Origin of the sequence: Streptomyces sp. NPDC058650 (assembly GCF_042717315.1) — a bacterium.
In the GTDB taxonomy this organism is placed as follows: Bacteria; Actinomycetota; Actinomycetes; order Streptomycetales; family Streptomycetaceae; genus Streptomyces.
Genome location: NZ_JBHXRL010000013.1, coordinates 176,112 through 201,883, shown reverse-complemented (window position 1 = coordinate 201,883; position 25,772 = coordinate 176,112). Strand labels below are relative to the sequence as shown.

25 protein-coding genes are annotated in these 25,772 nt (G+C 67.6%); 14 read left to right on the top strand and 11 right to left on the bottom strand.

The window, feature by feature from the left end; translation table 11 throughout:
- Positions 1–9: 9 nt before the first annotated feature.
- Positions 10–2,760: a tetratricopeptide repeat protein gene (locus ACFWWU_RS23640; RefSeq protein ID WP_384147804.1), complete on the bottom strand. Its 2,751-nt coding sequence runs from the start codon at positions 2,758–2,760 to the stop codon at positions 10–12.
- 245 nt (positions 2,761–3,005) lie between these two features.
- Between ACFWWU_RS23640 and ACFWWU_RS23635 the strand changes: the two genes are divergently transcribed.
- The 6 genes from ACFWWU_RS23635 (at position 3,006) to ACFWWU_RS23610 (ending at position 8,053) form a co-directional block, all read left to right on the top strand.
- Positions 3,006–3,164 carry a hypothetical protein gene (locus tag ACFWWU_RS23635; RefSeq protein ID WP_351856413.1) on the top strand — a complete coding sequence of 53 codons (159 nt, stop codon included), beginning with the start codon at positions 3,006–3,008 and terminating at the stop codon, positions 3,162–3,164.
- 303 nt (positions 3,165–3,467) lie between these two features.
- Positions 3,468–4,235: a hypothetical protein gene (locus ACFWWU_RS23630; protein WP_384147803.1), complete on the top strand. Its 768-nt coding sequence runs from the start codon at positions 3,468–3,470 to the stop codon at positions 4,233–4,235.
- A complete protein-coding gene (locus ACFWWU_RS23625; RefSeq protein WP_351856417.1) occupies positions 4,232–4,507 on the top strand; it encodes a helix-turn-helix domain-containing protein in 276 nt (91 codons plus the stop codon). Before ACFWWU_RS23630 ends, ACFWWU_RS23625 begins: the two co-directional genes overlap by 4 nt.
- A gap of 21 nt (positions 4,508–4,528) precedes the next feature.
- Positions 4,529–4,654, top strand: a complete 126-nt coding sequence (locus ACFWWU_RS23620; RefSeq protein WP_384147802.1) for a hypothetical protein — start codon at positions 4,529–4,531, stop codon at positions 4,652–4,654.
- A 1,081-nt stretch (positions 4,655–5,735) separates the two neighbouring features.
- On the top strand, positions 5,736–7,058 hold the full coding sequence (locus ACFWWU_RS23615) for a hypothetical protein (protein WP_384147801.1): 1,323 nt from the start codon (positions 5,736–5,738) through the stop codon (positions 7,056–7,058).
- A gap of 215 nt (positions 7,059–7,273) precedes the next feature.
- Positions 7,274–8,053: a DUF4145 domain-containing protein gene (locus ACFWWU_RS23610; RefSeq protein ID WP_384147800.1), complete on the top strand. Its 780-nt coding sequence runs from the start codon at positions 7,274–7,276 to the stop codon at positions 8,051–8,053.
- Positions 8,054–8,217: 164 nt separating this feature from the next.
- Here ACFWWU_RS23610 and ACFWWU_RS23605 read toward each other — a convergent pair whose 3' ends face one another.
- The 3 genes from ACFWWU_RS23605 to ACFWWU_RS23595 form a co-directional block, all read right to left on the bottom strand.
- The gene (locus ACFWWU_RS23605) at positions 8,218–8,988 is read right to left on the bottom strand and encodes a transposase (protein WP_384147799.1); all 771 of its coding nucleotides are present in this window, start codon (positions 8,986–8,988) and stop codon (positions 8,218–8,220) included.
- Between the two features lie 43 nt (positions 8,989–9,031).
- Complete coding sequence (locus ACFWWU_RS23600) at positions 9,032–9,655, bottom strand: hypothetical protein (RefSeq protein WP_384147798.1); 624 nt, start codon at positions 9,653–9,655, stop codon at positions 9,032–9,034.
- A gap of 187 nt (positions 9,656–9,842) precedes the next feature.
- Positions 9,843–10,763: a hypothetical protein gene (locus tag ACFWWU_RS23595; RefSeq protein WP_384147797.1), complete on the bottom strand. Its 921-nt coding sequence runs from the start codon at positions 10,761–10,763 to the stop codon at positions 9,843–9,845.
- Positions 10,764–10,920: 157 nt separating this feature from the next.
- On the opposite strand from ACFWWU_RS23595, the gene ACFWWU_RS23590 reads away from it, so the two are divergent.
- The 5 genes from ACFWWU_RS23590 to ACFWWU_RS23570 all read left to right on the top strand — a co-directional run bounded on the left by ACFWWU_RS23590 (position 10,921) and on the right by ACFWWU_RS23570 (position 13,608).
- Positions 10,921–11,085: a hypothetical protein gene (locus tag ACFWWU_RS23590; RefSeq protein WP_384147796.1), complete on the top strand. Its 165-nt coding sequence runs from the start codon at positions 10,921–10,923 to the stop codon at positions 11,083–11,085.
- Positions 11,086–11,425: 340 nt separating this feature from the next.
- Positions 11,426–11,653: a phosphotransferase gene (locus ACFWWU_RS23585; RefSeq protein ID WP_384147822.1), complete on the top strand. Its 228-nt coding sequence runs from the start codon at positions 11,426–11,428 to the stop codon at positions 11,651–11,653.
- A 117-nt stretch (positions 11,654–11,770) separates the two neighbouring features.
- Entirely contained in the window at positions 11,771–12,535 is a 765-nt protein-coding gene (locus tag ACFWWU_RS23580; RefSeq protein WP_384147795.1) for a transposase family protein, read from the top strand.
- A 69-nt stretch (positions 12,536–12,604) separates the two neighbouring features.
- The gene (locus tag ACFWWU_RS23575; RefSeq protein ID WP_384147794.1) at positions 12,605–12,850 is read left to right on the top strand and encodes a DUF2283 domain-containing protein; all 246 of its coding nucleotides are present in this window, start codon (positions 12,605–12,607) and stop codon (positions 12,848–12,850) included.
- Positions 12,851–13,155: 305 nt separating this feature from the next.
- Positions 13,156–13,608: a hypothetical protein gene (locus tag ACFWWU_RS23570; protein ID WP_384147793.1), complete on the top strand. Its 453-nt coding sequence runs from the start codon at positions 13,156–13,158 to the stop codon at positions 13,606–13,608.
- Position 13,609: 1 nt separating this feature from the next.
- Here the strand turns inward: ACFWWU_RS23570 and ACFWWU_RS23565 are convergent, their stop codons facing one another.
- The gene (locus ACFWWU_RS23565; RefSeq protein ID WP_384147792.1) at positions 13,610–14,002 is read right to left on the bottom strand and encodes an HIT family protein; all 393 of its coding nucleotides are present in this window, start codon (positions 14,000–14,002) and stop codon (positions 13,610–13,612) included.
- Between the two features lie 141 nt (positions 14,003–14,143).
- Here ACFWWU_RS23565 and ACFWWU_RS23560 point away from each other — a divergent pair, with 141 nt between their 5' ends.
- Positions 14,144–15,601: a toll/interleukin-1 receptor domain-containing protein gene (locus ACFWWU_RS23560; RefSeq protein WP_384147791.1), complete on the top strand. Its 1,458-nt coding sequence runs from the start codon at positions 14,144–14,146 to the stop codon at positions 15,599–15,601.
- A gap of 180 nt (positions 15,602–15,781) precedes the next feature.
- Here the strand turns inward: ACFWWU_RS23560 and ACFWWU_RS23555 are convergent, their stop codons facing one another.
- From ACFWWU_RS23555 to ACFWWU_RS23540, 4 genes are all read right to left on the bottom strand, one after another.
- Positions 15,782–16,291, bottom strand: a complete 510-nt coding sequence (locus ACFWWU_RS23555) for a toll/interleukin-1 receptor domain-containing protein (RefSeq protein WP_384147790.1) — start codon at positions 16,289–16,291, stop codon at positions 15,782–15,784.
- Between the two features lie 747 nt (positions 16,292–17,038).
- Complete coding sequence (locus ACFWWU_RS23550; protein WP_384147789.1) at positions 17,039–19,027, bottom strand: serine/threonine-protein kinase; 1,989 nt, start codon at positions 19,025–19,027, stop codon at positions 17,039–17,041.
- Between the two features lie 343 nt (positions 19,028–19,370).
- Positions 19,371–20,699 carry a class I SAM-dependent RNA methyltransferase gene (locus ACFWWU_RS23545; RefSeq protein WP_384147788.1) on the bottom strand — a complete coding sequence of 443 codons (1,329 nt, stop codon included), beginning with the start codon at positions 20,697–20,699 and terminating at the stop codon, positions 19,371–19,373.
- A gap of 97 nt (positions 20,700–20,796) precedes the next feature.
- Positions 20,797–22,848 carry an APC family permease gene (locus ACFWWU_RS23540; protein ID WP_384147787.1) on the bottom strand — a complete coding sequence of 684 codons (2,052 nt, stop codon included), beginning with the start codon at positions 22,846–22,848 and terminating at the stop codon, positions 20,797–20,799.
- A 234-nt stretch (positions 22,849–23,082) separates the two neighbouring features.
- On the opposite strand from ACFWWU_RS23540, the gene ACFWWU_RS23535 reads away from it, so the two are divergent.
- Both ACFWWU_RS23535 and ACFWWU_RS23530 read left to right on the top strand, forming a co-directional pair.
- Positions 23,083–23,751 (top strand): TrkA family potassium uptake protein, encoded by a 669-nt coding sequence (locus tag ACFWWU_RS23535; protein ID WP_317599953.1) that lies wholly within the window; start codon positions 23,083–23,085, stop codon positions 23,749–23,751.
- Positions 23,751–24,428: a TrkA family potassium uptake protein gene (locus ACFWWU_RS23530; RefSeq protein WP_317599951.1), complete on the top strand. Its 678-nt coding sequence runs from the start codon at positions 23,751–23,753 to the stop codon at positions 24,426–24,428. Before ACFWWU_RS23535 ends, ACFWWU_RS23530 begins: the two co-directional genes overlap by 1 nt.
- Before the next feature lie 157 nt (positions 24,429–24,585).
- On the opposite strand, the gene ACFWWU_RS23525 is transcribed toward ACFWWU_RS23530, so the two are convergent.
- Both ACFWWU_RS23525 and ACFWWU_RS23520 read right to left on the bottom strand, forming a co-directional pair.
- The gene (locus tag ACFWWU_RS23525; protein ID WP_384147786.1) at positions 24,586–25,332 is read right to left on the bottom strand and encodes a DUF3159 domain-containing protein; all 747 of its coding nucleotides are present in this window, start codon (positions 25,330–25,332) and stop codon (positions 24,586–24,588) included.
- A gap of 3 nt (positions 25,333–25,335) precedes the next feature.
- A complete protein-coding gene (locus ACFWWU_RS23520; RefSeq protein WP_078627107.1) occupies positions 25,336–25,734 on the bottom strand; it encodes an OB-fold nucleic acid binding domain-containing protein in 399 nt (132 codons plus the stop codon).
- Positions 25,735–25,772: the final 38 nt, after the last annotated feature.

The window sequence follows — 25,772 nt, the reverse complement described above, 5'->3', positions numbered from 1 at the left end:
CCGGGCGGGTCACCTCAGCCCTTCCAGCTGCTCTCGGACCTCCCGCACCCCCTCACCGCCCATCAGCTCACGCAGCACGATGACTCTCTCCAGTTCCCGTACCGCTGTGTCGGTCTTACCGGCGGACACTAGGGCGTCTGCGAAGAGCAGCCGCGCCTTGTCCTCGTTGGGCCAGTTCTCCTGTTCGCGGTAGATGTCGCAGGCCTGCCGGTACAGGGAGATGGCCTCTTCCCGCTCGGAGCGGGCCAAGTGCACCTTGGCCAAGGTGAACAGCACGTCGGCCAGGCCGCTGCGCTCCCCCGTGCGCTCCACCACACCTAGGGCGTCTGCGCACCGGCGCAGGGCCTGCTCGTGATCGCCCCGGTCGTAGTGGAGTGCGCCCAGGGCGTTCAGGGCGGCCGCCTCCCCGACCCGGTCGGACACCTCCCGGCACAACTCCACTGCCTGGAGCAGCATTTCTTCCGCCTCTGTGAGGTCGCCCTGCTTGCGCAGGGTGATCCCCAGCCGGTGCAGCGACCGGGCCAGACTCAGCCGACCTTCCTCGCGGGGGTCCTCCTTGCTGAGCCGGACGGCTCGGCGAAGGTGCCCCACGGTCGCGTCGTACTGGCCGAGCCGCCACTTTGTCCCTGCCAGCATCCGGTGGACCATGGCGCAATCGACCGGGGAGGCGGCGGATTCCGCTGCCTCGACGGCGTGCCCGAGGTTCTTCAGCGCGTCGTCGAGGAGTTGGCGGCGCCACTGATAGGTGACCAGGGCCATGGGAAGCAGCCATTCGTACCGTTCGATGCCCTGCCCGACAGCTAATCGAATGCCTCGCTGCACGGTGGCATACTCCTCGTCCAGTAACGCCATCGCCTGCCCCGGTTCCGCGGGGTCGGTAACCGTGACCCCGTCGGGCTCGCCTATGGGCAAGGTGCGCTCATGGTCAAGCACCCGGTCGCAGGCGCGAACGTTGTGCAGCTGGTGCTCCAGCACCTGCCGTACGGTCACTCGCTCGATGTCCGCCGCCTCTCCATTCATCTCCGGCTGCAGGTGTTGGCGGGAGAAGGCCCGCACGAGGTCGTGCAGCCCGTAGCGCTCGCCGTGAAGCTCCACCAGGTTCGCCGCCACGAGCTCCACCAAAGCCCGGTCGGTGCGTGCCCCTTCGCCTGCCACCCTCCCTAGGTCCATCACCGCCTCCCAGGAGGCGGTGGGCCCAGGGTGGACGGCAAGCTGCCACAGCAGCAGCCTGGCCTCCTCACCGAGCACGCGTACGGAGCAGTTCAGCGCTGCACGGACTGACAGTTCGTTCTCCGGCAGGTGCAGGGTGTCCAGCCTCGCCCGCTCCTCCTCCATCGCTTGCACCAAGGCGGGCAGAGTACGCAGCGGACGCGCACCGACTCCCAGGAGCTGGGCCACCACGGTGAGGGCCAGGGGCAGTCGGCCGCAGAGTCGGACCAGATCGCTGAAGGCCTGGGCGTGCTTCGCTCGGTCTTCGGCCGACACCTTCTCCTGGAGCACTTCCAGGGCATCCGCCTCTTGCAGCGGTTCCAACTTGCGGAACAGCACCTTTCTCTCGGACTGCAGTCGCAAAAGGTCGTTGCGGCTGGTGACGATCACGGCGCAAGTTCCGTCTCCGGGGAGCAGCGGCAGCACCTGCTCGGCGTTGAGCGCGTCGTCGAGGACGATGAGTGCCGAGCGGTGCGCCAGTGCCGACCGCAACGCATTGCTCTTGCTCTCCGATCCGGTCACCGTGGTGTAGGGCGGCAGCGCGGCCAGGAACCCGTCCAGGACCTCGTCCGGTTCAGCCGGCCTCACGTCTCCGTCGGCGAACCCGTTCAGTTTGGCGTAGAGCAGCCCGTCGGGGAACCGCTCTCGCAGCCGACGGGCGAGGTGGCGGGCCACCATGCTCTTCCCGACACCTGCCATGCCGCTGATGAGGACCAGCGCCAGGTTGCCGGCGTTCTGTTCCTCGCACACGGCCTCGACGAGGCTGCGGATCAGTTCGTCCTGCCCGACCGGCCTGCGGCTGCTGCCGGGTAACTGGTTGGGTACGGGAGGCAGGAGCGTCCCGCCCGGCCGGTGGGCGACTCCCCGGACCTGATCGATGGCGCTCAGCAAGTCGGCGTCCGGCTCTCCGTTGTGCTTCGTCCACTCCTTGATGAGCCGATCAAGCCGGCGCTCCGGCAGGTCGCCGTGGGCGAGCAGGTAGAACCGGAAGATCTGGGGCAGTTCCGGTGCGCGCTCGAACCATTTCTCCGACTCCTCGCGGAGCCATTTCTCCTCCCTGGACTTCCAGGCGGCGTCCAGCCGGGAGTACACGGCGAGCATCAGCTCGGCCCGCAGTTCCTCCCGACGCAGAAGGAAGCCGCTCTCGGTCAGCCCGCGCAGAGGCTCGTCGCCGTCCCACTCCTCCAGGGCCGCACCCAGCCGCTCGAACCGCTCCCGAGGGTTCAGCCCCTCCGCCTTCGCCACCCTGTCGCGAAACCGGAGCAGATCAACGCCGCTCTCAGGGACCCGAAGGGTGCAGTATCCCGACCTGCCGCCGTGGGGCACGACCTCCCGGCCCAATTGCCTTCGCAGGTCGGAGACGGCACGGTCCACCCGGCCGCCGACATCCTCGTCGCCCTCCCAGAGGACCTTGCCTATCTCCTTCCTGGTACACCGGCAGCCTGGTGAGGTGACCAGGAGGGCGAACAGGGCTGCCACCTTCGATCCTTCGACCACCCTTCTGCCGCCGTCCCCTTCCACTCGCACCGGGCCCAGCACGTACCCGTCCATCGCCCTCCCCTTCACCGCGCCGCAGCCAGTGATCCGGCCCCTCGCTGGCGCTCCTTCATCTGTGCGCCGCGCTGTGCCGCTTCACACGCGCTTGCTTCTTCACGCCCCCCGAGGACTCAGTTATCCCTCAGTTTTGGCTCTGCGGCCCTGCTTCACCCCCAGGCACGATGGCACCAGCCGCTCGCAGAAGCACGAAACGGCGGCTTAGCCATCCATCGACTCATCAGTGAGGAAACGCGAACCCGATGAACAGCCGTCAGCGCAACCGCCGGGCAGCCCGTCTGCGCCAGTCCCCCGACTGGCCGCCGAGCCGCCGCCGGCGGGCGGCCGTCCGGACCGAGGACACCACCCCGGCGACCCCGCCCAACGAGACGCCGGACACCTCGTCCTCCGAGACCACCTGAGCGCAACAATTCGTGGGTGCCCGTTCCGTACGGGCACCCACCAGCCTCGCGAACTTCGTCACCGGCGAACTCGCTTCCTGGCTGCCGCACTTGTTACACGCTCGTGGTCAAAGGCGGCGTTACCTGGTCGAGAAGACCACTACCGCATGCTCACGCATCAAAGTGAGGCTGGTGGGACTCGTCTCCGCTTGAAGCGGATATGAGGCGATGCGTCCCCACCCAGGACCCACCTCGTCCAGCATCTCGGTATCTCCAGCACCTCCGGACTCAGGTTTCCACAGTTCGAAGAGAGGACATTTCCTGATGTATCCACGGCACAGCAGTGCGTTCGCCTCGGTGAGGCGGCACTTCGACGATCCCCGGATCAGCGACGCGGTCTTCGTGCTCGTCCCCACGGACACCGACGAGGCTGATCCGGTCCGGCTGACCGCCGTCGAGACGCACGAGGCCTTGTACGGCCCCGACGCAGACCCGCGGTTCGCCACCGCGGTCTGGAAGGAGGTCATCCGCACGGCGCAGAGCGACCTGACTCCAGACAGCACGGGGAAACTCCTGGCGATCTGGCTGGCCCTGCCCCGGTTGGCCGGGACGGTCCACCGGGTCTGCACGCGTCTGCGGGCCGACCGGTCGGACGTCGAGGCCGAGATGGTCCTGGCTCTCCTGGAGAAGCTGGCAGATCGGAATGGCGCGAGCTGTCTCACCGACTCCTCCCTGCTGCACGCGGCGCGCGCCAGGGCGTGGCATCTCGCCCGGGAAGGGCTGCGGGAGCTTCCCTCAACCCAGATCGAACGCATCACCGAGGAGCACGCTCTCACTGCGTCCGGCGAGGAGGCGAACGCTCCGGCAGGGGAGAGCCTGGACGTCCGGGTCGACCGTCCGGACGGCCCGGACGGGCTGTGCGCACCGCTGCGTTTCCGGGTGCGCCCGGAGCATCTGCGTCGACAGGGAATCTTCATCGACACCGACGACGGGTCGCAGGACCGTTCGGCGGGTCACAGCCCCGGGAGGAGGCGACGGCCCGGGCGCCGCGCGGACGCCCGGCCGGTCCGCCCTGCGGGGAGGCGAGGATGAAGGACCCGGCAGAGGGCCGCCTCAGTTTCACGGAGATGTTCGACCTGCCCGTCGCAGTGGACCTGCGCACGGCGGCCCGAGCGCTGGGAATCGGCTCGACGACCGCGTACCGGCTGATCCGCGAGCAGGAGTTCCCCTGCCCAGTCCTCCGCATCGGACGTAGGTACAGGATTCCGACCAACGAGCTGATGCGCGCCCTGGGGATCGAGGACCGCCCGCTGTACAGCGTGGACCCGGAAGAGGACACGGACGATCCGAACGTCGGCTTCTGAAGGTAACCACCGTGCGGCTCCGTGGCATCAGCCACGGAGCCGCACGGCCCTGCCTCCTACGACGGGCCGTTCGCCGCCGACGTGCGCCGCACGGTTCTCCACGGCTGCTCGGCGGCCGACAGCCCGCACGGGTTGGCCAGTTCGTGACCCCGTCGGCGATCACCGACCCGAGCTACGGCGAGCACGCCCGTCAACCTTGAACTTGCCGGTAAGCCGTCGACGCACGCTTCGGCGCTCGGCCGGGGCGCGGATCTGAACAGCCCGGCGGCCCAGCCCTACGCACCGCTCACCATGACCGCCTTCGGGGGGATGACCTCGAAGCTCCTCGTCGTCGTGGGCACAAAGGACTGACACCCATCTTCTCCGGGCGGCACGACTGGGGAAGCGACGTCTACACGGCGTCTCCCGCACCGAAGAGCAGGTTGGACAACTTCGACGACGCGGAGCACGGGTTGGGCGGCATCCCGACCTACGACGCTGCCGAGACCACCGCCGAGAACCCCGACCACGTCACCGCCGCACGAGCGATCGTCCGAGCGCACCTGCGCGCCCGAGTTGCCTGCAGGAACCGGACTGGGACCGGGGCACCGCGGTCCGCGCATCAGCTCCCGCTGCTTCCGGTCCCGCTTCGTGAAGCCGTCCGGGGTGACGTCGTGCCCTGGCGTCTTCAGTTCCAGCAAGTCGGTGATGCGTCCCGAATGTTTTCACCAGCTTCGCCATCGATAGGCTGGTGGACGCCTCCGTGTCGCTAACCCGCAGACACTCCCTGCACTCAGATCCAGTCCGCCACGAGAGCCCGTATCCATCCCTCCGACACCTTGCCTCCCTCGAAGCTGTGGACGTGGACGGTGGATACCGCAGACACAGCTCGTTGGAGACGAGAGGACCGGCTCAGTGCGCGCGGGGGCACGCGAGGGGGCACGGGCAGCGCGTTCCGTGATCGCCGGGAAAGCAGGGACGGGTGTCGGTTGGGAAGAAACCGCCGTAGCCAATGCGGACCTTGACCTTTGAGTGATCTCTGCGATTCTCGCTGCGACAACGGCCCGTGGGCGGCGGCCGCCTCGCGGGCGATGCTCAGGCTGCGAACCCACGCGCCGCGCAAGGTCGCCGTTGCCGGGCGGCTGCCGAGATGAGCCTTGCCGACCGCGCCGATCCGAGACGGTCGTGCCGCTCTCGCAACCGCTGCCATAGGGTGATCGTTTGACTACTGAGAAAGGTGCATCGCCTCGTGAATTCAGTCCGCAAGTCCAGCAGCTCAGCCTTGATCGCCGCCCTCGCGATGGTCTTCGCTGCCGGCTGCACCCAGCAGCCCGAACGCGTCGATGCCGCCCCTCCTGCCCCGATCGGCAAGCAGACCTTACCGGCCCGCGCCGTCTACGATCCCCCGGCGAAGTTCGACGCCCAGGCTGGTGTCCTTATGCCCTGGGAGGCTTCATCCGGGCTGCTGAGCATCGGCGGAACCTGGCTAAGTGACAGCAAGATCCCGGTGGCGCTCCACAAGGACAAGGTCTATGTGGCGACCCTCGACCGTCTGCTGGCCTTCAACACGACCACCGGTTCGCTCACAGCCACCATCACTCCCACGGCTGATGCGCTGAGTGTGCTCAGCGAGGACGACCGCAACAACGCCGCTCCTCCGGTCGTCACCCCAGGAGCCGATCCGCTGGTCCTCGCGCCGTTCTTCGTACGGCGACCCGGAGTCGGAACCCAAGCAGCCACCAACTTCATCGAGCTCACTGCCACCGACGCATCCAGCGACAAGGCCGACTGGAGATTGCCCCTGACACTGCCGTCCTGGACAAAGAACGGCAGCCCGCGCACCCTCTCGGTCGTAGGCGCCTCGGAGAAGGTCGCCATCGTGACGGTCAGCACTGACGAGTCGCCGCTGTTCTCCGCTGCCACCACCTACGGCATCGACCTCACCGCACGCCGTGTCCTGTGGACCAAGGACCGGTTCGAGGCGACCGCCTTAACCGGGAACATCGTGGCAGGCGAGCTGGAAACCTCCGACGGGACCTACGAATCCGCACGCGGTTACGACCTGCTCACCGGCACCGAGCGCTGGCGCGGAGAGGACCGTCTCAACCTCGACGTCACGCCCGCCGGGCCGCACCTCCTCCTTGTCCAGGCACAGAACAAGGACGACTACCGCGTACATGTCCAGCAGTTCCTCGATCCCGCGACCGGCACGGTGAAGGACGAGGCTCCGGAGGACATCGCTGGCTCCCGCTGTGACCATGATGGGCAGAACACCGTTGTCTGCTCCTGGAATCAGGGCAACCTGCACAAGGTCTGGGCCTTCAACGACCGCACCGCCTCCCTGCTGTGGCAGCTGCCAGACCAGACTGCCAACCGCATCGCGCCGCGAGTAACAGCCGTCTGGAACGGACGGATCTACGGCAAGACGGACAATGGCCCCCTCGCTCTGGACTCACGGACCGGAGCGGACCTGCCGACCCGCCCGGGTATCGCCCCCTTCCTCGTCAACGGGTACACCGGACTCGCTCTGTCCCCGCAAGATGACCTGACCGCGTACCCGGCCGCTGGGTAACCGGGATGCTGCCCGGTCGACGCCCTCGGCTGAGGGGGCCGCCGCCGCACAGAGCCGGGCATCGGATGAGGGCTGCCGGCAAGGTCGCATGCCGTGCCCGCCGCAGGACTGTCCGGTCTACGTAACCTGGGGTTGGTGAGTGCGCTAAAGCTGTCCTTCTACGTCCTCGGAAAACCTCGCCCATGGGTGCGTTGTCGCTGGCAGGATGAGACGCCATGGCAAACGTCTTGATTAAGGATCTACGGGAAATCTCGAAGGGCTTCTCCGAAAAGCTGGAGGAGTGGCCCCACATCCCGTGTCCCACGTGCGTCCGAGGGGTCTTGCGCCCGGTCGCCGACTCCTTCGTCGATGAAGAGACGGTCACCAGTAAGTCCTGGCACAGCCACGAGGCCTGGGACCCCGATTGGATTCAGGGCGACTTCCTGTGCGTCCTCACCTGCCCGAACGCAACCTGTGACCGTGTGCGCGTCGTCGGGGACAGCAGGGTCCGATGGACAGGCGAGTGGAGCGAGGAACAGTACGAGGTGCACTTGACCCCCACCATGTTCTTCCCGCCGCTGCCCCTGATCCAGAGCCGCAGCCTCTGCCCCAAGGAGGTAGGCGATCGGGTGGATATCGCAGCAAAGGTCCTTTGGCTCGACCCCAACTCTGCTGCGAACCGGATCCGGTCGGCCGTCGAGGCCCTAATGGACGAGCACGGAATCATTCGATACAAGCCCGGCCGCAGGGAGAAGCCCTCCAGAATCAGCCTCGACGAACGAATCTCTACATTCAAGGTAGCGCTACCTCAGCACGCGGAAGCCGCTGGCATGCTCTTGGCCGTGAAGTGGATCGGGAACGTGGGCAGCCACGAGGGCGTTCTCCGCGTCCCTGACGTCCTGGAGGGAGTCGAGTTTCTGGACCATGCCCTGTCACTGATCTACGACACCAACCACGATGACATCAAGAAGAGGGCAGCCGAGGTAACTGGACGACGGGGACGACCCAGCAGCTGACCCATCACCGCCTCATCATGACCATGGACGCGGGCCAGCCGGGACAGGTCAGGTTGCTCTAATCCCTCAGGCAACTCAAAAACGGGGCGGCTCGGCTAAGGGCTGTCCCGTAAATGATCTCCGGATCGTCTCGGGCATGGTGGGTCGCAGTGTGGCCCGTTGACCTATCCGGCGAGGGCGAGGTTGTGCATGCGGGCAATGCCGAGCATGGCGTGGTGGACGCCGTCGCCTTTGAGGCGGCAGTCGCGGAGGATCTTCCAGGTCTTCATACGGGCGAAGACGTGCTCGACGCGGGCGCGGACCTGCTTGTGGGACTTGTTGTGGTCCTCTTTCCAGGCCGGGAGTTCAGTCTGGCCGCGCTTGCGGCGGTGCGGGACGACGAGTCCGGTTCCCGGGTAGCCGCCGTCGGCGATCGTGGTGGTCTTGCCGACGGCGGCTTTGGCACCGGACTCCTCCCATGCCTTGCAGTCGTTGCGGTTGCCGGCGAGCGGCCGGCCGACCACGACGACACGGCGGGTGTCGGCGTCGATGACGACCTGGTGGTTGGTGGAGTACCGGTAGTTCTTCGACCGCTCGGCGATGGTGTGGTCGCGGGTGGGGACCAGGGTGCCGTCCACGATGAGCACGGCGTCCTTGGCGAACCACTTGAATGGGTGAAGGGCGAGCATCGGCGCGAGATGGTCGATGATGCGGTCCGCTGCCGACTTCGATATCCCGAACAGCGGGGCAAGCTGCCGCATCGTGAGGTTCGTGCGCCAGTATGCGGCGACCAGCAGGGCACGGTCCTCCAGTGGAAGGCTCCACGGCCTGCCCTTCCGGACCGCGTCCGCACCTGCGCGACGCAGCACCGTCACCAGCTTCCCGAAGCCACGCGGGCTCAGCCCGGTGAACGGGGTTATCCAGGAAGACTCCGACGCCGTGATCACACCAGCCATACCAAGATCGTTCCACGGGGTGGCTGGCGGCTCGGCCCACCTCTCAGCTGCCGCTCAGCGGAGACGCCCACGTGGGGTCGTGTCGGGATCTCCTCGTGAGGTGGGCCAGCAGGTGCTCCGCGGCGATGGAGGCAGTGTCTTGCGGCGCGCCGACTACGGTCAGGGCGGCGATAAGCCTTGCCGATGCTGTTTCCGGCACGTCCGGGTCGGTGAGGAGGGGAAGCAGCAGCAGGAAGCGGGTGGCCGTGTCCTGGACGCCTTCGGCCGCAAGGGACGGGCTGTCAGCGACCCGGATCAGTTCGTGCCATGTCAGCCCAGTGCCCGAGAAGTCTCCGTCCCAGCTGGCGATCTGCTCGACGTAGCTTCTGCCTGGATAGGTAAGGAGGTAGTCGGTGCCGTAGTCGCCATCCAAGTTGCGATAGATCACCACGGCTCCGGGGCCGTCATCTGCCGGCACCCTGAATGCTGGCCAGCGTTCAGGATCGAAGAGGACCTCGGACAGGACATCGGCATCGGCGCCGTCCTCACCGAACCACTCCGGAACCGGGCGCTCGGCACACCCCCCGTCGCTACACATCGACAAGAGGTAGTTCGACCAGAAGCCCGGGTGGACCAGCAGTGACTCGCCCGGCACCAACGGGCCGACGCCGTATCCCTTGATCAGCACGCCTCGATCCTGTCACCAGCCACTGACACGGCCCGATCCGGGATCGGCAAGGGGGTGCCGCCCAGTTACGGGACAGCCCTTAGGCTACGGCCCACGGCCGACCCCCTCTACTGGGTGGCTGGCCGGACAGGCTCCAGAGGACGAGACTCTCCCTGGGCTGGATGCGGCGGGCCGGGCTCAGGAATCATCAGCGCGCCAGTCTGAGGCGTGCCGTCTCTACGGCATGAGAGGCGGCTTCGATCAGTCCGAGTTCACCGGCGAGCGTTCCCACAAAGGCATTGACCGCCTCGATAGCGCGGCCCTCCATGGTGTCGGGCTCTGCGAAGTACGCTGCGAACTCTCCTGCACCCATGGTCGCTATGACTGGCCGACGGGCCTGGTAGTCGGCCCACATCGCTCTGTAGACGGCGCGCACTCGGTCGAGCTCGGTTTCGTCGATCTCCTCATGTCGAAGGCGGCGGATTGTCTGCTCCTGGGCCCTCCACATCGCGATGTGGTGCTGGACGGAGACCGGCCCGAAGGGTCCGGGAAGGGCTCGTTCGATCCTCGGCATACCGGGCTGGGCCGGCCAGGGCGAGTGCAACTCCGTGAGGACCGCGGTCAGCCTGTCGATGTCGATCCGGCCGGTCCGCTCGCCTTCCTCGAGGACAAGCTGGGCGGCGCGCCGTTGCTTGGGGGTGGCCGAGGGGTGGGCGAGTTGCTCGACAATGGCGCGGACGTTCTCCCTGCGCCGAACGGCAGTCGTCTGGCCGGTGGCGCGCGCGTGAGTACGCCAGGCTCGGCGCGCCTGCGGGGTGAGCACGATCGTGTCGTCGATCAGCCATAGGTACAGCACGACGCGGATCAGGGAGCGTTGTGGGATGCGCCCCAGCGGGGAACGCTCTCGGGCTTCGAGAAGTCTGGTGAACAACTCACGTTGCTCGGGTGGGAAGACTCGCGGATCGCTGCCGTGCGCTCTGGTCTTGCGCGGCTCTGGGTTGGCAAGCATGCCGTCCTCGACCCAGGAGGTCACCATCCTGGGACTGGCTTTCACGCCCAGCGCGAGCGCGTCGGCAACCAGATCAGCCGAGGTCCCCTCGACCCACGTGGTGGTCTGATTTCCGTTCATGGCGCCGAACTTACATCGAGATTCGAGCCCCGGAAGCTGCATTCAGCGCACGTCAGCCATAAGGCTTGGGGACAGCAGAAACTGCGCCCCGCACCGTATCCCTGGCAGGAACACCCGGTGCGGGGGCAGCCGACTCATCCCCTGAACGGAGACCGTCATGTCCCACCGTACGCACCGTCCCGCCCCGAAGCGGCGACGCACCCGTCACCATCTTGTCCGGGGCCTCGGGCAGGCGGCGTTCTACGCCGCTTCCACCACGTTGGCTGGCGGCCTGGTCCGCGAGCTGCTGCACCTGCTTCACATGTCCGTCTTCTCGTGCTGACCTGAAGACCAGGGAGATGCCTCGTCCGGGCCTGCCGGGCGCGGCATCTCAGTGGCCCCCTAACTTGACTCTGTCGTGGTCTTGGAGGCGAGAGGAGGTACCGAGGGTTCACCAGGACTTCGAGCCCGTGGCGAGGGCGGCGATCGGCTGCTTGAGCTGGCCGTCCACCTCGCCGCCGTCCACCGCATCACAGGTCCCCATACCGGTCGGTTCGCCGGAGCCCGGCAGTCCCGCATCTGGCACTGTTACCTTCGCGGCCGTCTCGACACGTACACGACTGCCGCACCCGACCTCGCGCCCGCCGCGGCAGCCCTAACGCCGCCGACTCGACACCACAGACCTGGACATCGAGCCCAGACTGCTCCACCACGACCTGCAGCCGGGCCACCTCGTCAGGCCCGCGGCTCGCGGGTCGCTGCTGCTGGACTGGGAACTCGCAGCTTTCGGCGACCCGCTGTCCGGCCTCGCCCGCCTCGCTGTCCGTCTCGACCTGACCGACCCCGCCGACGCGCTTCAGGTCGCCCACCAGCCCACTCCGAACGACGTTCGCAGAATCCAGATGTACTGAGCCATTTCCAACCTGATGGGGCGGCAGATGGCTGGTGGAGATGGGCTGTACGAAGCGGCGAGGCCCCTGGTAGACGGGGTCACGACCAAGATCGCCCGTACGTGCCAGGAGCCTCGCGTGCTTGTCTATCCATCCGCGATTGATCTGTCCAGTTCGAGCCTGCGGTATCTGGCCCGTCATCTGTCGGCACGCCGCGAACGCATCGGCAGCCGGTGGCGGCGGCTCGCGGCCGGACGCCAAGCCCTGCTTGCCCTCGCGCACCTACGCTGCGGGGATACTTACGCCCAACTCGCCGCGGCGTTCGGGATCGGCATCGCCACGGTGTACCGCTATGTTCGCGAGGCTGTCGAGGTCCTGTCTGCACTGGCACCCACACTCGCCTCGGTCGTGCGAATGGCAAGGGCCAAGGCGCTCGTCATTCTGGACGGCACCCTGCTGTCCATCGACCGCATCGCCGCCGACCGCCCCTACTACTCCGGCAAGCACAAACGCCACGGCATGAACGTTCAGGTCATCGCCGATCCGCTCGGACGCCTGCTCTGGGCCTCACCTGCTCTGCCGGGTGCCGTTCACGACATCAAGGCCGCACGCACCCACGGCATCATCGAAGCGCTCACCCAAGCCAACATCCGGACGTGGGCAGACAAGGGATATCAGGGAGCCCGGGGGACAATCCGGGTGCCTTACCGGGGCCGCTGGAGCACGCTCTCAGCCGGGAAGCGGGCGGCGAACTCGTCCCACGCCAGGATCCGAGCCGTCGGCGAGCAGGCCAACGCCACCCTCAAAAGCTGGCGGCTCCTGCGCAAACTCCGTTGCAGCACTGCCCGCATCACCGACATCGTCAAAGCCGTCCTGGCCTTGCACCTCGCCAGTTCAGCTTGAGGTCGGCGCAAGCTGCAGCATGGACAAGAACAGCGCCGCCATCCACGACACCAAGAGAGCAGGCTCGCCGTGGCAGACGTCAGAGTCACCTACGACAAGGTTGCGGACGCAGCGTATGTGTACCTCACCGAACCACAGGCCCGCGTGAAGTCCGCGCGCATGTATCCCTGCGATCCGGTGGACGCTGACGCCGTGATCAACCTCGACTTCGACGAACAGAGTCGCCTCATCGGCATCGAGGTGTTGGCGGCCAGCTCAAAGCTGCCTGAGTACCTGCTCCTGTCAGCGGAGCGGCTGGACACCGAAGGTACATGACACACCGCTCCGCAGCAGGTTGGAAAAGACTCAGTGGGTGCAATCGTCATGGACCGGTTCTCCGGCAAGATCATCGCCACGCCCGACAACCTCAAGGACCCGTTCGCGCTCGCGGGTCTCCTTATTACCGTGACCCTCAGTGCCGTCGAGCTCGTCCGGCTCAGAGCACGCGGTCAGGGCCTTACGCAGGACGCGGGAGCAGGCGGGGAGCCAAGCCCGGTCCCCATCGGCGAGACGGGGTCGGCAGCACCGACCCCACGGTAGTCTCTCGCCGTGGACATGCCCGAAGGAGGGGGACCGCGTCGGTGAGCATCAGCAGCGACGAAGCGAACGTCAGGACCACCACCAGCGGCACTCCGTTGAGCGCCGACCGGATCAAACACTTGGAATTCATCCAGGCCATTGTCACCAGGTTGGGTAACAACTCGTTTCTGCTCAAGGGTTGGGTGATGACTCTCACCGCCGCCACCCTGGCACTCTCGGCAGGCCGGCTCAGTTGGCAGATCGCACTGAGCGGAATAGTCCCCCTGTTGGGCTTCTGGTTCCTCGACTCGTACTTCTTGCGCCAAGAACGGCTCTTCCGCGCCCTGTACGAAGCCGCCCGGACCCCCGACAGCGCCGTGGAGATGCTGTCGATGAACGTCGGACCGTACCTGTCGAGGGTGACGCTGGCAAAGGCCGCCTTCTCCCAGACACTGGTGCTGTTCTACGGCGCCCTGCTGATCGCCCATTTTGTGGTCGTCATTGTGGCCCGCTGAATCAGGTCGTCGGAGGCCCGGGCGGGCACAGCAAGGCGGCCATCTCATCGGCCAGTCCGTCGAGCACGGCCGCGTCCCGCACACCTTCTCCGTCTCCCGGCCAGAGAGGCCCCATGGCGTCACCCCGCCACCGTGGAACGAGATGGACATGGGCATGGAACACGGTCTGAGTGGCGGCGGATCCGGCGGAATGGATGACGTTCATGCCCTCGGGGGCGAGATGGTCGCGCAAGGCGGCTCCGACGCAGAGTGCGGTCGCGAGCAGTCGTTCTGCCTCCGTCGACGCCATGGCCCAGAGATCCAGCGCATGAGTCCGGGGTACCACAAGTGTGTGGCCGAGGGTCGCCGGGACCATCGGGAAGAACGCCACGGCATGGTTGTCCTCAAAGATCATTCGTGCCGGTCCACGGCCGACCGCGATGGAACAGAACGGGCACGGTTGCATGGACGTTCTCCTTCGAGGTCCGGAGTTCTTCGGAGCAGTCCCCCATTACCACCCTGGCAGTAGGAACGAACGAGAAGGGGCGACACCGCCGTGGGAGGCGTCTTCATCAACTACCGCAGAAGCCCACGCGCCACACCTGCGGTGCACCGACTGCGTGAACGGCTCGGCCGCCACTTCGGCGACGCTCAGGTCTTCCTCGACACGTCGTCGATGCTGCCGGGCAACCGCTACCCGGACGACCTCAGACGCCGCGTGTACGAATGCGAGGTTCTGCTCGTCACCATCCCAGAGGACTGGCTGGAAGCACGGGACCCGTCCGGCCAGCGATGCCTCGACCGCGCGGGCGACTGGGTGCGGCACGAGATCGAGCTGGCGCTCGCCGCCGGGAAGACCGTGATCCCCCTACTCCTCGACGCCGCGGAGCCGCCGTCACCCGAGCTACTTCCCGCGTCGATCCGCGATCTATCCCTGCGACAGGCACATCGCATCACTGCGGACGGCTGGGACGAAGCCGTAGAGGAGTTGGTCGCCACGCTGGAGACCCTGGTAGCACCGGAGTGGGTGCCGATCCCCTCCGAAGAACGACCGCCACGACGGCCCGGCCGACTGCTCGGCTGGGCCACCGGCCTCTTCGCCGCCGCGCTCTGCGTCCTCGTACCGTGGGCCGCGACGGCCGGAGGGCCGGCCCCGGAACCGGGCGACGATCCAGCCGCCCTGCTGCTGGCCCTCGCGTCCCTCGGGCTGATGGGCCTCGTCCTGGGCGCCGTGCTGCTGTCCTGCGGCCCCGTGCGCCGCCCCGTCCAGGCGTGGGAGCGTGACCTGCAGGACGCCACACAGGAGAACTACCTCCGGGCGACCTATCCGGTGCCGGTCTTCCTCCTGTTGTTCGCGGCGGTCGTCGTCATCCAAGCGTGGGGGCGGAGTCCCGGCTTCGCCGTCGTACTGATGCTGGGCACGTGCATCGCTGTCGGCCCGATGGCAGCCCGCTTCGTGCGCTCCCTCAAAAAGGACCGCGAACGGTGGGTGCGGTGGCCGGAGGCGATGCCCGCGGCGGCTCCGGTGGCGGTGGTACGGCGGGAGATCGCCCGGCTCGACGTGCGTACGCAAGGGTGGAACGCGCCGATCCGGCGAGAGCAGCGGGACCAGGCACGGTTCGCGCTCGGAGAACTGGCGGAAGCGGTGGCGGCTCAGGGACGGGCAGCGGAACGCGGACGGTTGCTGTGGCTGCGCGAGGCGCAGCCCTGGGTCTTCAGCGGGTACGTCCTCTGGCTGGCGCTCACCGTCGCCCTCACGCTCGCCTGGACCCTCCCCCTCGGAGGCGGACTCGAAGGCTGGGACTGGGCGCGGCTGCACGCAGCCCCCGTGGCCGCCGGGGCCGTGGGCTTCGGGCTGTCCTGGACGACCATGGAGTGCGCGTACCGCTACCAGCGGCGACAGCGCCGGATGTTCCACACGGAGGCGGCGCGCCGACTCGCGGTGGTGGAGGCACGGGTCGACACACTGAGCTCCCCGTCCCGTACGCGGCTGGTGACGGGGACGAAACGCTAGTGCTGTTCCCGGGAACGCGCAGCCGACTCCCGGTGGCGATGGCACCCTTCGGAGGCGGGCGACAGAGCTGGTCGCCCGTCCTACAGCTCGTCAGGAACAAGATCCGCAGGCCCTTGGACACCCTGTCGGCCAGGGCATCAAACATGAGACCCACAGCTCAACCCACTCTGAAACAACCAGTTAGGTCGCCGGCATCTGGTCGTCCTCAACGGCCACCAACTCTGCGATCTTCATGGCAACTACTGCCATGGAATCCTCAGCCGTGTCCAACCCGTTTCGGGATGCAAGTAGAGGGCTGATGTTCCGGAGTTCGCCGTAGGTCGTCTCATGCATGACAGGGAGCAGTACGTTACGCGCAAGAAGCTCCGATAGTTCCTTGTCGGAGACGCCACCACGCTGCAGTCGCGTCAGTAGCGCAGGGGTTACAAGGACGAGACCGGTACGCGACCTCGCCAACCCTTTGTCGATTTCTCGCATAAAGGGTAGGCCGAGCGCAATGTCCTTCTCACTGAACCAGACTGACACACCCTCCGCTTCCAGCAGGTTGCACAGATCCGTGGCAGCACCACGCCGATCATCCCACGCGTGGCAGAGGAAAACATCGCGAAGGTCGGGCTGTTGATGCGCGCGCAACACGGCGGCATCGCGTACAGGGGCCAGATCCTTTACCTCGCCAGGCGTGTAAATCACGGAGGAGGTGCTTGGTGACCAAGGCGCCCGCGTTTTCCTGCTACCGGAGCTGCCGCTACTGATCGCACCACCCCCGCCACTGCTCCGCGGAGCGTAGGCCGGCGGCGAGTAGTAGGACCGCGGCGACGAGTACCCGTAGCCGCCACTGCTACACGCAGGGCACGCCGCACGTCCGCTAGCGGTTTGATGACCCCGAACTGGGGCTGTACACCGACTCATAAGAACATGATACTCGCGCGACTACCGATTCAACCGTGTCCCGTCTGATCTACAAATTTGCCGAGTACACAGCCATCCGCCAAGTTGCATTCGAGTCTGACGCGTCTATTGGAGACCTCACGGCGGCCCTCCGCTGGCACTGCGGGACCGGCACAACAAGATGCCGAGTAACGCCCAGATGCCCCGCACAATCCCCGAGCATCCCAGCACAGCAGGCAGCTGAGGCCGGGACGCCATCGCCTCTAGAGCCCCCTTGCCGTCGTCCCGAAAACAGTCGAAATTTTCGTCGCCCTTGGGCCACACGGAGCGTCCGTGCAGGTCAGAGCCATCCCACTCCCCCACCCATCAAGTGCCTTCTAAGCACTCGGCAGCGAAGCTGCGCGGCACGCCAAAGGCGTTGAAGGCCCCAGTTGGAACCTCACCAAACCTCAATGCCAGCCCAGCGGGGTGCACTCGCTGGGCTGGCAGGCCCAAGGTCCTGCGTTCGGCTGACCTCGACCGGACGCAACCATGGAGGCCGAGGGGAGGTCAGCTTGTGCAGCTGCCAGCCGTGCCCCAGCGAAGGAACTCGGTATCTCCAGCGCCGTCAAGGACCGCCACGGCGTACTGTGCGTAGCCCCATCCCTGCCCCGCGCGAGATTCCGCGAGAACTGTCTGGCAGGCCACGCCGGCGGCGGCCTCTGCCCACTCCTCGCGCGTGCTCTGGTCCCACTCGGGCTTCGTAACCCACACGTACATCACGCCTTCGTGCGGAGCGAAGCCGATGCTGGTGTTCTCGTCGCTGATATAGCGGGGGTCTTCGAACAGACGGGAGTTGGCGTTCCAGTCGACAAAGAGCTGGTGGACCGCCTCGGTTGCCACTCTGATTTCGCGCTTGTCGACGCTGGGGATCTGGGCCGCGGCCAGTCCTTCTTCGGTGGGGTGCCAGCTCGGCTCCTGCCCGGGGTCGGCAGCAGTGCGGTCGATGGTCTGCGTGATGCAGCCGGTGTTGGCACGGAAGTCGTCCTCCCACACGATCGCCGGCGCCGTGGACGTGGTGTTGTCGACCAGGACGTACTCGTCGTACGGAAGGGACTTGTAGATGCCCGCCATCATGCGCAAGGTGAGGCAGGCGTTCTTGGCCACTCCCTGCACAACACGTGACTCCACGGCCGGGCCGCTGATGGCTATGTAGAGCTCTCTCCGAGACGGGGCGTAGCCCACGTCGTACTGACCGATGTAGTTGTACTCCTCGCCCATGCCGTGGCTGAGGTCGTGCCCGAGTGCGGCCTCGGTCTCGATCTCCGCTTCTTCTTTGGCACGACGAGCTGCACGCCACGTGACGATCGTCGCCTCGTCCGCGTTCGCAGGAGGAGGGGATGGCGCGGCGTCCACCACAGCCTGGGAGCTTGCTGCGGGTGAAGCGGAAGCCGGCATGGTGGCGGTCTTGCTGGGGGATGCACTGGCGGGAGGACGGGAACTCGTCGAAGTCGTCTCCGTCTTGTCGGGCTGCAGGGCCAGCGCTCCACCCGCCAGGCCACCTATGACAGTGCCCACCACCGCCGCGATGCCGACGAGTCGTCTGCTGGAACGGGCAGGACGTCTCCAGTTCGGGTCGTCCAGAGTGGGGACGTTCCACTGGGCAGCGACGAAATCACCCACCAGTGTCGGCTCCGCACCCGCCGGCGCGGCCTGTGTGGCCTGTGCTGCAAGGAGGACGGCACATGTCTCGGCAGCATCCCACGCGGTGGCTCGGTCCCCCGGCTCCTTGGCGAGAGCGCTGCGCACGATGGCGTGGAGTTCGCCAGGAAGGCCACGCAGATCAGGATCCTCGGACATGACCCGGTAGGCGACCGCGTCGGGGGCTCCCCCGCCGAAGGGCGCGCGACCGGTGGCTGCGAAGGCTATGAGGGCGCCCCAGACGAATATGTCGCCCTCGGGACCCGTTGTACCGGTGCGGTAGTGCTCAGGGCTGATCCATCCTGGGGTGCCGGTCAGAATGCCGGTGCGCGTCACGGATGTGCCGTCGGCGGCATGGGCGATGCCGAAGTCCAGGACTCGGGGACCGACCGGGGTCAGGATGACGTTCTGCGGCTTGACGTCCCTGTGGACGACACCCGCGGCGTGAATGGCCGCGAGGGCCTGGGCTGTGCCCGTAGCAAAGGCGTAGAGGGTTCCACCGGCCAGCGGCCCGTGCGCGGCGATGTACCGATCGAGGGTGAGCCCTGGGGCATAGGCAGTGGCCAGCCACGGTGACGGTGCTTCGACGTCAGCCGCGATCAGGGGTATGAGGCAGGGGCCCTGGACACGGGCGGAGAGCTGGACTTCTCGGCGGAAGCGCGCCCGGAACTCCGCGTCGTCCGCCTGGGCAGGGTGGACGACCTTGACCGCGACCCGCAGACCGGCGGCGTCGAGGCCGGCGAACACCGTGCCCATGCCCCCTGAGCCGAGGCGCCCGATGATCCGGTAGGGGCCGACGCGCTTGGGGTCACCGGGGTGGGCAGCCAGCACCCGCCCACCAGAACGAGCACTGCTCACCGGGCTTCCGATCTCCTTCAGACGTGCAGCAGGCCAAAGGCCGGACGCATGCCGGTACCTGAGAGCTGGATATTAGCCGCGCGTCGAGGCGATAGGCACTGCCTTCTCAGGCAATGGTCGGCAACGCTTCCTCATCGAGCGCACAAGAGCGAAACGGAGCCGACGAGCCTCGCTCGCCGTGCTCCGTCGCTTTCGCCGCAACGCGTCTGTTCATCGGTGCGCGCCGCGGCCCGGCCCTCCGCGACAATCGACTGACGCCCCATCAGAACGAGCGTCAAATGAGCGTCAAGATATCGCCCGTAACGCCCACACGGCACATACCGCGCACCCGCAAAACCCCAGGTCAGGCGTCCTTCTTCACCGGCTCCAGGATCGCGACGCACTCCACGTGGTGGGTCATCGGGAACAGGTCGAAGGCGCGGAGGGTGCGGACGCGGTAGCCGCGTTCGGCGAAGTAGGAGATGTCGCGGGCCAGGGCCGCCGGGTCGCAGGCGACGTAGGCGATGCGGCGGGCGCCGAGGCCGGCCAGGTGGTGGACGGTCTGCTTGCCCGCGCCGGCGCGGGGCGGGTCCAGGACGATGAGGTCGACCTCCGTGATGCCCGTGCGCGGGAGGACCGACTCGACCTTGCCCTGCTCGATGCGGACGCGCGGGAATCCGGCCAGGTTGTGGCGGGCGTCCTCGACCGCGCGCTTGCCCGACTCGATGCCGAGGACCGCGCCCCGCTCGCCGACGCGGTCGGCGATGGCGCCCGCGAAGAGGCCGACGCCGCAGTAGAGGTCGAGGGCGGAGTCGCCCTTGCGGGGGGTGAGGCCCTGCATGACGGCGAGCATGAGGGTCTGGGCGGCCTGCGGGTGGACCTGCCAGAAGCCGCCGTTGCCGACGCGGTAGGTGCGCTCGTCGGCCCGCTCGCGGACGAAGGCGCGGCCGTGGACGCGGTGGACGCCGCCGTCCTTCTCGTCGACGCGGAGGACGGAGACCGGCTTGTCGAGTTCGACGAGGGGAAGGCGGCCGCCGGGCTTCGGGGTCAGGATGACCTGGCGGTCGTTCGAGCCGGAGGCGGCGATGGCCTCGACCGAGGCCATGCCCTCCCAGGTGCGCTTCTCGATGCCGAGTTCCGAGACGCCCTCGGCGGCGATCATGCAGTGGTCGATGATCTCGACCTCGTGCGAGCGGTGCTTGCGGAGGCCCGCGTGGCCTTCGGCGTCGACCGCGTACTGGACGCGGGTGCGCCACTGCGGGACCTCGCCCGGCGGCAGCTTGTCGCCCTCGGCCGGCATGACGGTGCCGTCCCAGCCGGCCTCCTCCGGGGTGAGCCCGGCGAGCCGCAGGAGCTGCTCGGCGATGACCTCGCCCTTGAGGCGGCGCTGGGCGCCGGGCTTGGCGTGCTGCCAGTCGCAGCCGCCGCACTTGCCGGGGCCCGCGAAGGGGCAGGGGGCCTCGACGCGGTCCTTGGACGGGTCGAGGATCGTGATCGCGTCGGCGCGCAGGAAGCGGGAGGTCTCCTCGCCCTCGGTGACGCGGGCGACGACCTTCTCGCCGGGCAGCGCGTGGCGGACGAAGAGGACGCGGCCCTCTTCGGTGCGGGCGATGCAGTGCCCGCCGTGGGCGACCGGGCCGACCTCGACCTCGTACTCTTCCCCGACCAACGACGAAACAGGGGTGTTCTGCATGGCGGGGGGACTCCAAGAGGAAGTGGCGGTGGGCCGTCGTCCGGATACTTCGGACGGCAGCCCACCAGTCTAGTTGTTCTTTTCGCGACGTTCTCTTCTAGCTGTTCTTCGCCGTCGGTTCCTTCTGGCGCTTCTCGACCGGGCCGCGGCGCACCGAGCCCGGCGCGTTCCAGTCCTGGCGCTTCCTGGCCCGCTTCTTCGCGGCCTCGGAGGACTGGAGCTGGTACGGGACGGAGGTCACCATGACGCCCGGGGTGAAGAGCAGCCTGCCCTTGAGCCGCAGGGCGCTCTGGTTGTGGAGCAGGTGCTCGTACCAGTGGCCGACGACGTACTCGGGGATGTAGACGGAGACGGCCTCGCGCGGGCTCTCGCGGCGGATGCTCTTGACGTACTCGATCACCGGGCGGGTGATCTCGCGGTACGGCGAGTCGAGGATCTTGAGCGGGACGTTGATGCCGCGCCGCTCCCACTCCTCCCTGAGCGCCTTCGTCTCGACCGGGTCGACGTTGACGGTCAGCGCTTCCAGCTCGTTCGCGTGCATGAGCTTGGCGTAGGCCAGGGCGCGGAGGGTGGGCTTGTGAAGCTTGGAGACGAGGACGATGGAGCGGACCCGGGAGGGGCGCACGTACTCGTCGGGACGTTCCTCGGCGGCGGCGATCTCCGCGGAGACGGAGTCGTAGTGCCGGCGGATCGCGCTCATCGTCCCGTAGAAGATCACCATGCCGAGCAGGGCGACCCACGCGCCGTGGGTGAACTTGGTGGCGAGGACGACGACGAGGACGAGGCCGGTGAAGAAGGCGCCGAAGGCGTTGATCGCGCGGGAGCGGATCATGTGGCGGCGCTTGGCCGGGTCCCTCTCCGTCTTCAGATGCCGGTTCCAGTGCCGGACCATGCCGATCTGGCTCAGGGTGAAGGAGACGAAGACGCCGACGATGTAGAGCTGGATGAGCTTGGTCGAGTCGGCCCCGTAGACCCAGACGAGGAGCGCGGCGGCGCCCGCGAGGAGCACGATGCCGTTGGAGAAGGTGAGGCGGTCACCGCGGGTGTGCAGCTGGCGCGGCAGGTAGCGGTCCTGGGCGAGGATCGAGCCGAGGAGCGGGAAGCCGTTGTACGCGGTGTTGGCGGCCAGGAAGAGGACGAGCGCGGTGGCGGCGGCGAGGACGATGAAGAAGAACGTTCCGTCGCCGAAGACGGCGGCCGCGACCTGGGAGATGACCGGGTCCTGGACGTAGCCCGCGCCGACCGGCTCGCCGTTGAGCAGCAGGTCCTGGGCGGGCTTCTCGGCCATCCGCACGTCGGTGGCCATGGCCAGGAAGATGATGCCGCAGAACATGGTGACGGCCAGGCCGCCCATGAGGGCGAGCGTCGTGGCGGCGTTCTTGGACTTCGGCTTCCGGAAGGCGGGGACGCCGTTGGAGATGGCCTCGACGCCGGTGAGCGCGGCACAGCCGGAGGAGAAGGCGCGGAGCAGCAGGAAGACCAGCGCGAAGCCGGCGAGTCCCTCGTGCTCGGGCTTGATCTCGAAGTCGGCGGTGGGGGCCTTCATGGTCTCGTCGAGGACGATCCCCTTGTACGCGCCCCAGGCGATCATGAGGAAGACGCCGGCGACGAAGACGTACGTCGGGATGGCGAAGAGGCTGCCCGACTCCTTCACCCCGCGCAGGTTCATCACCGTGAGCAGGATGATGACGCCGACCGCGCAGGCCACCTTGTGCTCGACGACGAACGGGATGGCGGAGCCGAGGTTCTCGATGCCCGAGGAGATGGAGACGGCCACGGTCAGGACGTAGTCGACGAGCAGGGCGCTCGCGACGGTGAGTCCGGCCTTCGGCCCGAGGTTGGTGTTGGCGACCTCGTAGTCGCCGCCGCCGCTCGGGTACGCGTGCACGTTCTGGCGGTACGAGGCGACGACGGTGAACATCAGGACGACGACCGCGAGCGCGATCCACGGGCTGAAGTGGTAGGCCGACAGTCCCGCGACGGAGAGGACGAGCAGCACCTCACCTGGCGCGTACGCCACCGAGGACAGCGGGTCGGAGGCGAACACGGGGAGGGCGATCCGCTTCGAGAGAAGGGTTTCCCCGAGCTTGTCGCTGCGCAGGGCCCGCCCGATCAGGATGCGTTTGGGCACGTCGGTCAGTTTGGACACGGAGAGGATCGTAAGCGTTCGAAATCCGCCATGCTCACCGGCACCCCCGATCCGCACGGAATCTCCCTGAGTACCACCTCGGATGCGGTCCCCGCCAGCGTTGCCGCATAAGCTCGGACCGGGCAACCCGGCAGGGCGTTGCCCGCCGCGGCCCGGGCGGATCGGGCGAGGAAAGTTGTGGGCAGGGTGTTTTCGCAGGTCAGTAGGGCGATCAGGAGTGCGGGGTAAGGGGACGTGCACATCGTCATCATGGGCTGCGGGCGAGTGGGAGCCGCTCTCGCGCAGACCCTCGAACAGCAGGGGCACACCGTCGCGGTCGTCGACCAGGACCCGACGGCTTTCCGTCGTCTGGGGTCCGGTTTCGGCGGCCGTCGCGTCACGGGCGTGGGCTTCGACCAGGACACGCTGCGCGAGGCCGGGATCGAGGACGCCGGTGCCTTCGCCGCGGTGAGCAGTGGCGACAACTCGAACATCATCGCGGCGCGGGTCGCGCGCGAGATGTTCGGCATCGAGAACGTGGCGGCGCGGATCTACGACCCGCGCCGTGCCGAGGTCTACCAGCGCCTCGGGATCCCGACGGTCGCGACGGTCCGCTGGACCGCCGACCAGATGCTGCGGCGACTGCTGCCCTCCGGCGCGGAGCCGCTGTGGCGGGACCCGAGCGGCGGCGTGCAGCTCGCGGAGGTGCACACCTCCCCCGCCTGGATCGGCCACAAGGTGAGCCGTCTCCAGGAGGAGACCGGCGTCCGTGTCGCCTTCCTCACCCGACTGGGCGAAGCGATTCTGCCGACCTCGCAGACGGTGCTCCAGGAGGGTGACCTGGTGCACGTGATGATGCGTACGGACGACATCGCGAACGTCGAGGAGGCCTTCGCCGAGGGTCCTGAGGAGGGCGGTCACTGATGCGTGTCGCTATTGCGGGCGCGGGTGCGGTGGGTCGTTCCATCGCGGGCGAGCTGCTGGAGAACGGGCACGAGGTCCTGCTGATCGACAAGGCGCCGACCGCCATCTCGGTGGAGCGGGTGCCGCAGGCGGAGTGGCTGCTCGCTGACGCCTGTGAGATCACGTCCCTCGACGAGGCGGCGCTCCAGCGCTGCAACGTGGTGATCGCGGCGACCGGCGACGACAAGGTGAACCTGGTCGTCTCGCTCCTCGCCAAGACCGAGTACGGCGTGCCGCGGGTCGTCGCCCGGGTGAACAACCCGAAGAACGAGTGGCTGTTCAACGAGGCCTGGGGCGTGGACGTCGCCGTCTCGACGCCGCGCCTCATGTCGGCCCTGGTCGAGGAGGCGGTGAGCGTCGGCGACCTCGTCCGGCTGCTCCGCTTCAGCCACGGCGACGCGAACCTGGTCGAGCTGACGCTCCCGCCGGAGTCGGCGGTCGCCGGCACCTCGGTCGGGGACGTGGCCTGGCCCGAGGACACCTCGCTGGTGACGATCATCCGTGGTTCGCGGGTGCTGACGCCGAGCCCGGAGGAGACTCTGGAGGCCGGCGACGAGCTGCTGTTCGTGGCCGCGCAGGCCCGCGAGGAGCAGCTGGAGGACCTGTTGCAGGTCCGCCGCGAGACCACCGAGTCGTAGGCTCGACTGATCTCTCCGTACGCCTGATCCGTACGGGAAGGGCCCGGAACCTGTCGTCAGGTTCCGGGCCCTTCCCCGTTCACGTACGAAGCACACGTACGAAGCACACGTACGCACGCGACGAAGCACACGTACGCACGCGGTGGCGCTCACGCGCTCAGGCCTCCGGCGTGCTCCGCGCGGCTTCCTCGCGGGCCTTCGCGGCGCGCTCCTCGGCCTCCATCTCGGCGAAGACGTCGATCGGCGGCGGCGCCTTCGCGAGGAACATCCAGGTGAGGTAGACCGCGAGCAGGAACGGCGGGATCTTCAGGGCGACCAGGACCCAGCCGAACTTGGTGGTGTCGGCCCACCAGTACATGGGGAAGAGGATCGCGCACTTGGCGAGCAGGATGAAGCCCCAGGCCAGGCTGGCCTTCGCGTACGCCTTCTTGCGGCCGGGGTTGCGGGTGCGCCAGGAGAGGTTCTCCTTGAACACCGGGCCGAGGATCAGACCGATCAGCGGGACGCCCGCGACCGTGGTGACGATGTACGCGAGGGCGAGGCCCAGCGTGTACAGCATGCCCGGCAGGTAGAAGTCCTTGGCGTTGCCGGTCATCATCGCGAAGACGACACCGAAGGCGACACCGAAGACGCCACTGAAGGCGTGCTTGACGGTGTCGCGGCGGATCAGCCGGACGGCGACCAGGACCAGCGAGACCGCGAGCGCGGCGATCGCCGAGATGTGCAGGTCCTTGTTGATCGTGAAGATCGTGACGAAGAGCAGGCCGGGCACGACCGTCTCGATCATGCCCCGCAGGCCGCCGAAGGCCTCGAACAGCGCGGCCTCGGTGACCTCCTTCGAGGCCTGGGCGTCCTGCGGGGCCTGGGCGCCCTGATCCGTGGTCGGCTTGTCGAGGGACGTCACCGGCTACTCCTGTCCGAGCGGTCGGAGCTCGTATTTGGGGTTGAAGAGGACCCGCCGGCCGTGACTCATGGAGATCCGGCCGGAGGCGATCAGCTTGCGGCCCGGTTCGATGCCCACGATGGAGCGGCGGCCCAGCCAGACGACGTCCAGCGGCGCCGTGCCGTCGAAGAGCTCGGCCTCCAGCGCGGGCACACCGGCCCGGGGACGCAGCGTGACCGTGCGCAAGGTACCAGTCACCTTGACTATCTGGCGGTCGGAGCAGTCACAGATGCGGGTGCACCCCGTGGCCTCGGCGTCCTCCTGGAGCTCCTCCGACTCCAGGTCCTCCGGGGTGGAGGAGAGCCGGTCGAGCATCCGGCGGAACCTACCGGCCGGCTTCTCTGTACGCGGTGCAGCACTCATACAGAAAGCGTACCGGCCTCCACTGCCACCAGGACCGG